The sequence below is a fragment of the Sporosarcina saromensis genome, from assembly GCF_054901285.1.
The window spans coordinates 2,432,539-2,445,808 of sequence record NZ_CM142738.1; the positions used below are offsets into that span (position 1 = coordinate 2,432,539).

Below are 13,270 nucleotides of genomic sequence, written 5' to 3' on the forward strand. Positions count from 1 at the left end.
TTTGCATGGTAGGCGTGCTTATTCTACATTCCTATGCAAGTAGAAAATTGGCTTGATTGGCAATGGTTCTACTCGAATCATCCAGTCGTCTGATCGAAGGTGGCCAATGTGTGTGATTTCCGGTTTTCTCCTTTTACTACCAAAAAAGGAGAGGGTTATTGTGAAACGTACAACCGATTTTCAAAAGATGAAGAAAGAGAATGAAAAAATTGTCATGTTGACCGCATATGACTATCCGTCTGCACAACTTGCTGAAGAAGCGGGAGTTGATGTATTACTCGTAGGCGATTCACTTGGAATGGTCGTTTTAGGGTATGAGACAACGGCAGCTGTCACAGTGGAAGACATGATTCATCACGGGAAAGCTGTGAGACGTGGAGCGAAGGAGACATTCATTGTCGTCGATATGCCTTTTGGTTCGTATCATGGTTCGGAAGATAGAACGTTACAATCAGCCATTCGGATTTTTCAAGAAACAAGAGCAAATGCGTTGAAGCTTGAAGGTAGTGGGAAAGTCATCGAAATGACACGATTGTTGACGGAAACAGGTATTCCTGTTGTCTCACACCTTGGGTTACTTCCGCAATCAGCTGCTGTAGCAGGGGGCTATAAAGTACAAGGGAAGACTGCCGACGCAGCAGAACGCCTCATTCAAGATGCAGTAGCTTGTGAAGCGGCAGGAGCTTGCATGATTGTACTTGAATGTATTCCTTATCAGTTAGGAGAAGCTGTTTCAAAAGCAGTTTCAATCCCGACAATTGGAATTGGTGCAGGGGCAGGGACAGATGGCCAAGTGCTTGTTTTCCATGATACTGTTTTATATGGAAACCATCACGTTCCGAAATTCGTAAAGTCCTATGCAACCATTGGAAACGAGATTCGGAATGGATTACAAGGATATGTGCAAGAAGTGAAGTCTGTACGTTTCCCTTCCGATCAGCATCGTTTTTCCATGCACGAACAAGAATTGGTCGTTTTATACGGAGGCAAAACAGATGAACGTTAAAACAAATACGTTACAAGTCGTCCATACGATCGAACAACTAAGACGACTGCTAGACTCTATGGATCGGTCAAGCTCTACGGTTGGTTTTGTTCCGACGATGGGGTATTTACATGAGGGGCATCTTGAACTGGTAAAACAAGCAAAGATGCAAAATGATCTAGTTGTCATGAGTATCTTCGTGAACCCTACGCAATTTGGTCCTGGAGAAGATTTCGAATCCTATCCGAGAGATTTGAATAGAGATTCCAAGTTAGCAGAAGAAGCAGGCGTTGATATCATCTTCGCTCCGTCTGTAGTAGAAATGTATCCAAATGATGGCGGCATCCGCATTTTACCGGGTCCACAAGCGAACAAATTATGTGGTGCCTCCCGACCTGGTCATTTTGACGGCGTGTTGCAAGTCGTTTTGAAATTGTTTAACATTGTCGCGCCAGATCGTTCGTATTTTGGCATGAAAGATGCCCAGCAACTTGCGTTGATTGAGACATTTGTCAGAGACTATAATATTCCAACAACAATTGTTCGTGTGCCAATTGTGCGTGAAAATGACGGATTGGCAAAGAGTTCGAGGAACGTCAATTTGACAAGTAAAGAACGGCAGGAAGCGCCTGTCATTTATCAAGCGTTGCAAAAAGGGATTGACTGGTTGTTAGAGAGTGTTTCACCTGAAGAGGTAGAACGAAGAATTGCGGAATTCATCACTTCAACAAGCAGTGGCGCCATTGACTACGTACAAGTGTTGGATTATCCAAGTTTAGGACCAGTTACAGAAGAAACGAATGAAATGATAATCGCGTGTGCAATAAAGTTTTCAACGACAAGATTGATAGATAATATTATTATGTCAACTAAGGGTGGATACAATGTTTCGAATGATGATGAACAGTAAGCTACACCGAGCAACCGTTACAGAAGCCAATTTAAACTATGTGGGAAGTATAACAATCGATCGTGACTTGCTTGATGCGGCAGGGATGTTGCCGAACGAAAAAGTCCATATTGTTAACAATAACAATGGTGCACGTTTTGAAACGTATATCATCGAAGGGGAACGGGGAAGTGGAGTTATTTGTGTAAATGGTGCAGCTGCCCGTCTTGTCCAACCTGGAGATATTGTCATTATCATCTCCTATGTGTACGTTACCGATCAAGAAGCGGCCTCACATGAACCGACCGTACTCCTAATGGATGAAAAGAATCGGATTCAACAAGTGATGAAAGAAGTCGCATGCGTAGAGGCGTAATTTTGTACTGATGAGAGAAGAACTTTCTTTCATCAGTATTTTTCAATTGCATACAAAACTGAATGCTACTTCTAACATCCGAAAAATTAAATAGAGCTGATAAGTATGTAATTGCGCAAACTTTAGGCTGAATATGATACAATCTGCTGTAGTATCCAATACAGGAAGTTGATGATTGAATGGATAATCGTACATATGCAGTCGTTGATTTGGAAACGACAGGACATTCGCCTTCAAAAGGAGATCGGATTATACAAATTGCAATTGTGTTCGTTGAGGACGGTACAATTGTCAGGAAATACTCAAGCTTTGTAAATCCCCTCCGTGAAATACCTGTGTTCATCCAACAATTGACGTCAATTACACATCGTGAAGTAAGCGCAGCACCTTCATTTGAAGAGATTGCATTGACTGTCTCCGAAATGCTACAAGGAACAGTTTTTGTCGCACATAATACGGATTTTGATCTTGCATTTTTACAAAGTGAGTTTAAACGATGCCAAGTACCGGCTTGGTCAGGCAAGAAAATTGATACAGTCGAATTGGCGAAAATTCTATTTCCATCTTCTGCTAGTTATCGGTTGCAAGACCTTGCGGAAGAGCTAGACATCATGCTTCCAACAGCACACCGAGCGGATGATGACGCTGAAGCGACAGCTTATTTGTTGTTAACGGCTTTAGCTAAACTTCGAACTTTGCCAGCAGAGACCTTGAACCTCTTACACAGACGTTCTTTTTCGTTGAAATCAAACATATCCACACTTATTCATGAAGCTTTGTCAGACGTTCGTAAAACAGGGAATGTTAACAATCTCCCTTTATTTAGAGGGATTCCTTATCGACAACCTTCATATCCTGATCGAATTGCGGTAGCACGTTGTTCATTTCCGTTTACGGATGATGAGAAAGTGAAAAAATTGTCAAAAGTTTTTCCTGCATTTGAGTGGAGGGAGTCACAACTTCGCTTTATGGATGTCGTTTGGAAGATGCTGACGACGAAAGAAGAGATAGTGGCGGAAGTTCCGACAGGCATCGGAAAAACAATCGGCTACTTATTGCCTGCGGTTATCCATTCACTACAAACAGGAAAACCCGTTATTATTAGTACGTTTACCAATCACTTAGTTGATAAAATTTTAGTTGACGAAGTTGGTAAAATACATGAAATGCTGGAAATCCCATGTACTGCTGTCGTTCTAAAAGGCAAAGAGCAATACATTTCTCTCAGCAAATTTGAGGAATTATTACGTATAACAGACGAGTCGTATGATGAGACTTTTACAATTTTGCAAATTCTCGTTTGGCTAACACAAACAGAGACGGGGGATTTGACGGAGTTAAACGTATCGGGTGGTGGACAGTTATTTATTGACAGAATCCGCAAGCGTTTCAATAAATTACGAGAAGATGAAAAAGATGCAGATTACCACGAACGTATGATGAAGGCTTGTTCAACTGCGAACCTGATCATTACAAATCATTCGTTGTTAGTGGCAGATTTTCAACAGAATCGTAAGAAGTTCCATTTGTTTTCTGGTTTAATTATTGACGAAGCGCATCAATTCATCCATTCGGCATCAAAAGTGCATGAAACGGTCTTTTCCTATATGAATTGGAAATACATTATGGGCCAACTAGGTTCAGATGCTGACGGACAATTATTGCACCGGATGATGAAGTTGCACAGGAAATTGGGTACAGGTGGTTCAGCTGTTTTTCGTCAGTTGAACGATGCCTATGAGCAATTTGTAAGTGCATTTGACAATGTAGCGATGCTATTGACAACGCGTAAATTCCCAAAACGCAATTCAAATTTAGGGAATCGAATTGTATTCCGTTTAAACGAAGTCAGTGGACTCGAACAATCCTTTTTACGAGTGGCTGAAAAGATGACCGAATATATTTACCTTGCTGAGCGTGTACGAAATGAGCTCCATATGACCGAACAGTCGATGTCGGCAAATGAACATGCTTTCATCGCAGAATGGGATTATTGGATAAGGGAACTGAAAATTAAGGCGGCTCAATGGGTTACTGTTTTCCTTGAACGAGAAGAGGAAAACTATACCGTTTGGGTGGAAAAAGATAATCGGAGTCTGCCTGGCAGTTTAACAGTCATTAAAACACCCGTAGATGGTTCAAGAATTATGAAGGAATTCATAAGTGCAGTAAAAGATGAGCAAGTAGGGCTTGTATGGACTTCAGGCACGATGACGGTAAAAGATGATGAGCGATTCGTAACCCGTCAATTAGGGATAGCCGATACGGTGCCTATTAAAGCGTTTGAAGCACCGTTGCATTTTTATAATAAGTCCTCGATTTTTATTGTCGAAGACATGCCTTCTATTCAACATGTATCCCAAAGTGCTTATATTGAAGCGGTTGCAGATGCAGTTATCCAAACCGTCATAGCTACTGGTGGCCGTTTGTTTGTCCTATTCACTTCCCAAGATATGCTTCGCAAAACATATGAATTGATTTTAGAGAGTGAATTACTAAATGATTATGCATTAATTGCTCAAGGTGTAAGTTCAGGAAGCCGTATGAAATTGCTGAAGTCATTTAGGCAGTTCGATAAGTCGGTTCTATTTGGTACGAATTCATTTTGGGAAGGGGTCGATGTTCCCGGTGAGGCACTCACTGCAGTGATAATCGTACGTCTACCGTTCTCGTCACCAGATGAAGTCGTTTTTAAAGCGAAAGCTGATCGATTGACTGCTAGTGGTGCTAATTCATTTAGTGAGTTGGCGTTACCTGAAGCGATTATTCGATTCAGGCAAGGGTTTGGGCGATTAATCCGATCGTCTAATGATAGAGGGTATTTTATCATTTTAGATCGTCGCATCGAAACAAAGTCTTATGGTCGACGATTTCTAAATGCTTTACCTAACGTACCGATAAAAAGAGTATCACTAGAACGTATGGTGAATGAGCTCGAAGATTGTTATAATGAAACAGAATGTAAGCGAAAGCAGGATGACTAGTTGGCATGCTGTTGTGTCGAGAGTAGGATGTGATGCATAATGATGAATTGGATAAAATTTTTCTCAGCATTCCTGTTAGCTTTAGCGATTGTTCTCGTTACAATCATCTTCACCAATGCACAAAAGCCGTTTTCAGCAGCGTTGCAAAATGCTGAAAAGAGTGTACAGCAGTCTGGTGAATTGCTGTCCATCGAGCATGCGGAAATATACAATGGTACGATATCCATGGTGACCGTATTCGGTAAAGATGAAAAAGGAATCGAGAAGGCAGTGTTTGTAGATGAGAAAAGTGACAAAATCCTCGATTCAGTGAAATTGGAAGACGGAATTAATTCTAAGCAAGCTATCCAAACAGTCAAATCAGAGCTGAAAGTGGACAAAATTCTTCACGTTACACTTGGTGTAGAAGGTGAATATCCTGTTTGGGAAGTTGCTTTTAAAAGTGAAAATGGAAAATTGAATTATGTATATGTGTTTTTTGAAAACGGTGAATGGTGGAAGCGGATATTAAATCTTTAACAGCTATATCCATCACTAGAGACTAGATGAGCAGGCAAAAAGGAGAGATTCAGATGACAAAGAAACTGGCAAATCGTGTAAGTACATTGAGTCCATCAACTACACTTGCGATTACTGCAAAAGCAAAAGAGATGAAAGAAGCGGGCATTGATGTAATTGGTTTAGGCGCAGGAGAACCTGATTATAATACGCCAGCAAATATCCTGGAGGCCGCATATGCATCCATGCAAGATGGCAAGACAAAGTATACACCTTCAGGTGGCTTGCCAGCGCTTAAAGATGCAGTGATCCAAAAGCTCAAGCATGACCAGGATTTGGACTACTCGCGTGCTGAGATTATGATTGGTATCGGTGCTAAACATGTGCTTTATACGCTCTTCCAAGTCATTTTAGATCCTGAGGATGAAGTAATCATTCCAACTCCGTACTGGGTCAGCTACCCTGAACAAGTTAAACTTGCTGGTGGGAAATCGGTTTTTGTCGACAGTACTTCTTCTTCACAATTTAAAGTGACAGCAACACAAATTAAAGAGGCTGTTACGGAAAAGACAAAAGCGGTCATCATTAATTCACCTGGTAATCCGACAGGAATGATTTATTCTCGTCAAGAATTAGAGCAGATCGCTTCGATTTGTCAAGAGAAGGATATTTGGATTATTTCTGATGAGATTTATGAAAAATTAATCTATGGAACAGAGCAACATGTTTCAATTGCACAATTGTCGCAAGACGCAAAAGATCGCACGTTCATCATTAATGGTGTGTCCAAATCACATTCTATGACAGGCTGGCGGATTGGCTATATTGCTGGTGATAAAGAAGTCGTTAGTGCAATGACGAACTTAGCGAGTCATTCAACTTCTAATCCAACAACAACTTCGCAATACGCGACAATCGAGGCGTATAACGGGCCACAAGATGCGGTGGAAGAAATGCGAAAAGATTTCGAATCAAGACTAGAGCGGATCTATCCTCAACTTGTTGCAATTCCAGGCTTCAAAGTCATTAAACCGCAAGGGGCATTTTATTTACTGCCTGAAGTGTCAGAAGCAATGGAGAAAACAGGCTTTTCGTCCGTTGACGATTTTGCGGCGGCATTGTTAACCGAAGCAAAAGTTGCTGTCATTCCTGGTTCAGGTTTCGGGTCTCCAAATACAATCCGTTTGTCGTATGCAACTTCCATTGACTTATTGGAGGAAGCGGTTAGCCGAATTCATTCATTTGTAAAAGCGAATTGGAAAGAATAAAATAGTATATTGTGCAAAGCGGTAGGTTAATATAGGGTGCCGCAATTAAACGAAATGTCATACTTATGGAGGAACTTATGAAAACAATAATGATACATGAAATGCCAGACCATGTTGGTGAAACGGTAAGAATCGGTGCGTGGTTGGCAAACAAACGATCAAGCGGAAAAATCGCTTTCCTACAACTTCGAGATGGATCTGGTTTTGTACAAGGAGTTGTTGTGAAGGAAGTCGTGGGAGAGGACATCTTTGCTACAGCAAAGTCGCTTAACCAAGAGAGTTCGCTTTATATTACTGCAGAAGTGACTGAAGATGAGCGCTCTTCATTCGGAGTAGAACTACAAGTGAAAGGCATTGAGGTCATTCACGAAGCAGTGGACTATCCGATCACCCCAAAAGAACATGGGACGGAATTCCTTATGGACCACCGTCACCTTTGGTTGCGTTCACGTAAACAACATGCCATTATGAAAATTCGTGATGAAATCATCCGTTCAACATACGAGTTTTTCCATATGAACGGTTTTGTGAAAATTGATCCGCCTATTTTGACAGGATCTTCGCCCGAAGGAACATCTGAATTGTTCCATACGAAGTATTTTGATGAAGATGCTTACTTGTCACAATCCGGTCAGTTATATATGGAAGCAGCGGCGATGGCACTTGGGAAAGTCTTTTCATTTGGACCGACTTTCCGTGCTGAAAAATCGAAAACACGTAGACATTTAATTGAGTTCTGGATGATTGAGCCTGAAATGGCTTTCGTTGAGCATGCTGAAAGCTTAGAAGTACAAGAACAATATGTTGCGCATATTGTCCAATCTGTACTTCAAAATTGTTCACTCGAGTTGGAACGTCTTGGTCGTGATGTATCAAAACTTGAAAAAATCCAAGCTCCATTCCCGCGAATTACGTACGATGATGCAATTACATTCTTACACGAAAAAGGGTTCGATGATATTCAATGGGGCGATGATTTTGGTGCTCCGCATGAAACGGCAATAGCCGAGAACTTTGACATGCCTGTGTTCATTACACATTATCCAATAGGCATTAAGCCATTCTATATGCAACCACACCCTGATCGAGATGATGTTGTGTTATGTGCGGACTTGATCGCTCCTGAAGGGTACGGAGAAATTATTGGTGGATCACAACGTATTCATGACTATGCGTTGATGAAACAACGTATTCAAGAACACAATTTAGATGAAAAGGCATACGAATGGTATTTAGATATTAGTAAATATGGTGCTGTTCCGCATTCAGGTTTCGGGTTAGGTTTAGAGCGGACAGTCGCATGGATTTCCGGCGTAGAACATGTTAGGGAGTCTATTCCATTCCCTCGTCTGTTGAATCGTTTGTATCCTTGATCACGCACTAACATACGAATGAGGTGTTCGACATGCAAGACGAAGAACGGCTCCGTTTATGGATTGAGCAGGGAAATGTAACCATTTCCCAGCTCTTTTTTCAGCATTACAAGTCTTTGGACATTCAAGATATCGATGCAATGTTACTCATGCATATATTTTCCTTTCAAGCTGCAGGTGCTCAATTTCCTACTCCGACAGACTTGGCAGACAGAATGCATTTAACGGAGAACCAAGTGTCTTCTATTTTACAAAAACTCATGCAAAGAGGCTTATTAGAAATTCAACAGGGTGAGGATGCTTCAGGCGTCTTATTTGAACAGTTTTCCATGTTTCCGCTGTTGAACCGGCTCCTGACAATTGCTCTGGCAAAAGAGACTGCTGAACAAGCACAAGACAATCGTACAGCGGAAGGCGAAGTCTTTTCATTGTTTGAACAAGAATTCGGTCGTCTTTTATCGCCAATGGAATGTGAAACGATTGCCATGTGGATCGATCAAGATGGTCATTCCGCACAAATCATCAAAGCTGCATTGAAAGAATCAGTGCTTGCACAAAAACTTAGTTTACGGTATATTGACAGAATTCTTTTCGAATGGAAGAAAAAGAATGTCAAGACGTTGGCTGATGTAGAAAAACAAACAAAATCATTTCGGACTATAAACGTCCAACCTCCGACAACGCATGGAACAGCTGTAAAAAAAGCACCTTTCTATAATTGGTTGGAGGAACGGGAATAGGTGATGAGGGATGTTAACAAAAAAACAGTGGGAAATCTGCTTGGATGAGATAGGTAAGATGTTTCCGGATGCGCATTGTGAATTGGTCCATGACAATCCGTTTGAATTGCTTGTAGCAACACTACTATCTGCGCAGTGTACGGATGTGCTTGTCAATCGAGTGACAGCAAATCTTTTCAAAAAATATAAGACACCTGCGGATTATGTAAATGTCACAATTGAAGAGTTACAGACAGATATCCGGTCCATCGGCTTGTATCGCAATAAAGCTAAAAATATACAAGCACTTAGCGACATGCTAATTCAGCAATTCGATGGGGAAGTTCCGGCAGACCGAGACGTGCTTACAACATTGCCAGGTGTCGGTAGAAAAACCGCAAACGTCGTTGTTTCAAATGCTTTTGGCATACCTGCACTTGCTGTCGATACACATGTTGAACGTGTAGCGAAGCGGCTTGGTATGAACCGATGGAAAGATTCGCCCCTCGTCGTTGAGGAGAAGATTATGAAGTGGACACCGATGGAAAGATGGACGGATACACATCATCAGCTAATCTTCTTTGGCCGTTATCATTGTAAAGCCCAAAATCCAGCTTGTGAAGAATGTCCGCTTCTTCCTTTGTGTAGGGAAGGGAAGAAAAGGATGAAAGTAATCGGTTAGGGAGATTTTTGTTTTATGCAAACCGATCTTTTAATCGATGTCCAGTTTACTGAAAATCACGCAATAAACAAGTTGGTTATAAATCGAATTAAACAAGTGAAAAAAGAGACAGTCGGCACGGAATGCTTCGACTGTCTCTTTTTACTATGCAATTCGTTTATCAATCGCCTGAATCATCATTCGTACCGGATCCAGGCGTTTTACTACCTTCATTACCGGTTGAGCCATCTCCAGTGCCTGAGGAATCACCGGATGAACCACTGTTATCTCCATCGTTAGACCCGTCTTCATTTCCACTTCCACTGTTGTTACCATTGTTATTGCCGTTATTATTACCGTTGTTATTGCCATTGTTGTTTCCATTATTGTTACCGTTTTCGTTTTCCTCTTGTTCTTCCTCTTGCTCGTCTTCACCGTCATCTTCTGGTTCCTCTACCTGTTCATCAACGAGTAGGGAAGTGGAAGCTGGGCTACTTTGTATATCACCTGCAATCGCTATGACAGAGAATACGTACGTACGTCCAGGCTCTACGCCATTAAAGGTAACCGAATTTTCGGCTGTAGTCGCCATATTTTGAGCGTTACTACCGTCAACAGATACCGAAACCGCAAATTCTACGTCTCCATCAAACAAATCGGAATTAGGTTCGTTATGATCCCATTCTAGCGTCACGGACTTGCTTTCGTCATCATACTCGGCTGATAAGTTTGTTGGTGCTTCCAACTCGGTAAGTACTTCTTCAGCCATTTCCGTTGGCACCGTGCCTCTAACAAATAATTCTGTGCTCTTCATTTCGTCAGGAGTGGAATTGCTAGAGAGAATCAATGGATTAGATCCTTTAACAATTGTCGCTTCTTCCACTGAACTTGGTTGTTTAAAGTGTGGTGTTGTCTTACCTCTGACAAGATCGGTCATTACGTTCCGGAAGAGGTGTTTAGGAACGTCTCGTCCCTGATCAAACGTTTTAATAGGGGTATTACGGTTTTTATATCCACCCCATACAGAAATCGTGTATTCCGTCGTATAGCCAGTAAACCAACTGTCAGGAACGTCAGTATTCTTCAAGCCATTTGCTTTCTTAACTTCTGAAGAATAGTTTGTTGTACCTGTCTTTCCGGCCATATCCAATCCTGATACATTCGCTTTTTTACCAGTTCCTTTTGTAACAACATCACGTAACATATCTGTTACCATGTAGGCGGTTGAATCTTTCATTGCTGTTTGAGGATCCGGCGCAAGGTTCCGTTCAGTTTTGCCATCGCGTAATACGATTTTTTTAATCGTATGTGGCTTTGTGTAAATGCCTCCATTTCCGAATGCGGCATAAGCGCCCGCCATTTCAATTGTAGAAAATTCTGCTTCGCCACCACCAAGTGCATTGGATCCATCAATTTTCTCGTAATTAAGTCCAAGATTTTCTGCGAATTGCTTTGCTTGTTTCCCGCCAATTTCTTCGAAAATTTTAACGGCAGGAATATTTCTTGAGTTATACAGAGCTTGTCGAATTGAAATCGCTCCGTGAAATTTACCATCTACATTGTTTATGGAAGTATTTGTCCCTTTGTATTTATAAGGTTCGTCAACGATCACTTGCCCAGTTGACCAACTTTTACTTTCGATAATTGGCCCATAAGAAAGGATTGGTTTAATAACAGAACCAGGCATTCTTGGGTTGTCACCGGATGCAAAGTTCAAATTACGACCACCGTAGTTACGACCTCCACCAATTGCGACGATTTCACCTGTTTTTGTGTTCAATACGGTCATACCAGCTTGCATCTCTTCTGATTCGTAAATATCGGAATTGATGGCACTTTCCACGGATTGTTGTGCTTTAGGATCAAGTGCTGTGTGTATTGTCACACCTTCCGATAGTAGATCCATCATTCCTGCAGCTTCCAACTCATCAAGTACAACGTCTACATACGCGAGGTATTTGGAATTACTGTTTTCTTGGCGTTGATCTTCTGGCAATAAAGTTTCAGTAACAGGAATTGCCTTTGCTTCTTCCATTTGAGCTTTTGTTATTTTTTCATGTTTGTACATGAGACCGAGGACAATGTTTCGTCGCTTTTCAGCCCGCTCTGGATTTTTAAACGGGTTGTAACCGTTCGGTGATTGTGGTAAACCAGCAAGCATAGCAATTTCGTGTAATTCAAGTTCGCTTAGTTCTTTCCCGTAAAAATGATCAGCTGCTGTACCAAAACCGTGAATTCGTCCAGACATCAATACTTTATTAAAATACATTTCAAAGATTTCTTCTTTTTCGTATTCTCTTTCCAATTTAAAAGCCAACCATGCTTCTTGCGCTTTCCGTTTCAGTGTTTTTTCATCGGATAAGAAAGAGTTTTTAATGACTTGTTGCGTTAATGTGGAAGCTCCTTGAGAACCGAATCCACTTCTGAAGTTAGCGAGAACTGCGCCTCCCAGTCTCCAAAAATCCATTCCGTGGTGTTTAAAGAACCGGACATCTTCAGTTGCAAGAATTGCATCTCTCATTTCTTTCGGAATTTCATCATACGGTACAAATTCTCGTTTTTCTTCCCCTAACTTCATGAAAACATCCCCATTAATGTCTGCAAGGGAAGAGGAGAGGGGGTCTTTCAATAAACTTTCATCAAGGTCAGGTGCGCTGCTAGCGTAAAATGCAAACAGCCCTAAACCACCGACAAACATTGCAATCCCAAGTGCTACAATGCCAAGTATGATTTTCTTTAAAAGCCCTTTTGAATTTTTATTGTTCTTTTTTCCTTTTTTGCGTTCAGACTCCATCTGTTGTCTGCGCGCTGCTCGTGATTTCATTTGATCACTCATACGTTTTCCTGCCTTTCACATCGTTCATAATAAAGATTGCAAATGATTTTCGAGAGCTGCCAAGTAATCCAACCTCGGTTGAAAACTTGCCTGCATTTCGATGGACATCTCTTCCATTTCAGCAAGAGTAATAGATTTTCTTCCTCCTGCTATCATTCTTTCCCACTTTTTTTCGAAATACTCATAGAAAAGGATGAAATACCGGTCAAGTGCGGTAAATTTAATGATAAAAAAAGCTAAACCATCTTGTTCGATCACTTGTTTCATATGTTTTACTTGGTGCTCATGAATGTTTTGCAATGGAAAAGAGGTTTTGCTTGTCGTCTCTTTTGCTTCAAAATCAATGTATAGTCCTTTCCACACTCCGTTATAGTCTGTTGTCGATGGTGATCTAAAATACGCTTCAGTAATGACGGCTGCGCTTCGGGCAGGGTATTTGACGTTTACAATTTGAATGGGTACAGGTTTTTTATGGATGACGGCAATATTGTTGGACAAATAGTATTCATTGGAATCATTCAATTCGTCTTCAAGTGTCTTACCGCGATTACTAAAAGAGATGTTCGCCGTCTTTTTTGTTGTCGACTGATTAACCGGTACATATTTTTTTCCGTTTGGATAACGAATTGTCATGCCTACCACCTCGCATTTCCTATCATACCATAATGATTGGACGGATTC

General features: G+C 41.2%; 11 protein-coding genes. 9 read left to right on the forward strand and 2 right to left on the reverse strand.

The genetic code is table 11. The features are described from left to right. Positions 1-160 precede the first annotated feature (160 nt). From panB to nth, 9 genes are all read left to right on the forward strand, one after another. Complete coding sequence (gene panB, locus ACVHUV_RS12245) at positions 161-1,006, forward strand: 3-methyl-2-oxobutanoate hydroxymethyltransferase (protein ID WP_462084745.1); 846 nt, start codon at positions 161-163, stop codon at positions 1,004-1,006. Beyond that, positions 996-1,895, forward strand: coding sequence for a pantoate--beta-alanine ligase (gene panC, locus ACVHUV_RS12250; protein ID WP_317941497.1), 900 nt, complete (start codon positions 996-998; stop codon positions 1,893-1,895). Before panB ends, panC begins: the two co-directional genes overlap by 11 nt. Continuing rightward, positions 1,870-2,250 carry an aspartate 1-decarboxylase gene (gene panD / locus ACVHUV_RS12255; protein ID WP_462084746.1) on the forward strand — a complete coding sequence of 127 codons (381 nt, stop codon included), beginning with the start codon at positions 1,870-1,872 and terminating at the stop codon, positions 2,248-2,250. Before panC ends, panD begins: the two co-directional genes overlap by 26 nt. 179 nt (positions 2,251-2,429) lie before the next feature. Next, positions 2,430-5,234, forward strand: a complete 2,805-nt coding sequence (gene dinG, locus ACVHUV_RS12260) for an ATP-dependent DNA helicase DinG, 3'-5' exoribonuclease type (protein WP_462084747.1) — start codon at positions 2,430-2,432, stop codon at positions 5,232-5,234. A 39-nt stretch (positions 5,235-5,273) separates the two neighbouring features. Next, positions 5,274-5,753, forward strand: coding sequence for a cell wall elongation regulator TseB-like domain-containing protein (locus tag ACVHUV_RS12265; protein ID WP_462084748.1), 480 nt, complete (start codon positions 5,274-5,276; stop codon positions 5,751-5,753). Positions 5,754-5,806: 53 nt separating this feature from the next. Beyond that, positions 5,807-7,000, forward strand: a complete 1,194-nt coding sequence (locus tag ACVHUV_RS12270) for a pyridoxal phosphate-dependent aminotransferase (RefSeq protein WP_462084749.1) — start codon at positions 5,807-5,809, stop codon at positions 6,998-7,000. Positions 7,001-7,077: 77 nt separating this feature from the next. Continuing rightward, the gene (gene asnS / locus ACVHUV_RS12275) at positions 7,078-8,373 is read left to right on the forward strand and encodes an asparagine--tRNA ligase (RefSeq protein ID WP_462084750.1); all 1,296 of its coding nucleotides are present in this window, start codon (positions 7,078-7,080) and stop codon (positions 8,371-8,373) included. A 32-nt stretch (positions 8,374-8,405) separates the two neighbouring features. Next, entirely contained in the window at positions 8,406-9,113 is a 708-nt protein-coding gene (locus ACVHUV_RS12280; RefSeq protein ID WP_462084751.1) for a DnaD domain-containing protein, read from the forward strand. A 10-nt stretch (positions 9,114-9,123) separates the two neighbouring features. After that, positions 9,124-9,774 carry an endonuclease III gene (gene nth / locus ACVHUV_RS12285; protein ID WP_462084752.1) on the forward strand — a complete coding sequence of 217 codons (651 nt, stop codon included), beginning with the start codon at positions 9,124-9,126 and terminating at the stop codon, positions 9,772-9,774. Between the two features lie 160 nt (positions 9,775-9,934). On the opposite strand, the gene ACVHUV_RS12290 is transcribed toward nth, so the two are convergent. After that, positions 9,935-12,589, reverse strand: coding sequence for a PBP1A family penicillin-binding protein (locus ACVHUV_RS12290; protein ID WP_462084753.1), 2,655 nt, complete (start codon positions 12,587-12,589; stop codon positions 9,935-9,937). A gap of 24 nt (positions 12,590-12,613) precedes the next feature. Beyond that, positions 12,614-13,222 (reverse strand): Holliday junction resolvase RecU, encoded by a 609-nt coding sequence (recU, locus tag ACVHUV_RS12295; protein ID WP_371390025.1) that lies wholly within the window; start codon positions 13,220-13,222, stop codon positions 12,614-12,616. Between the last annotated feature and the right edge of the window lie 48 nt (positions 13,223-13,270).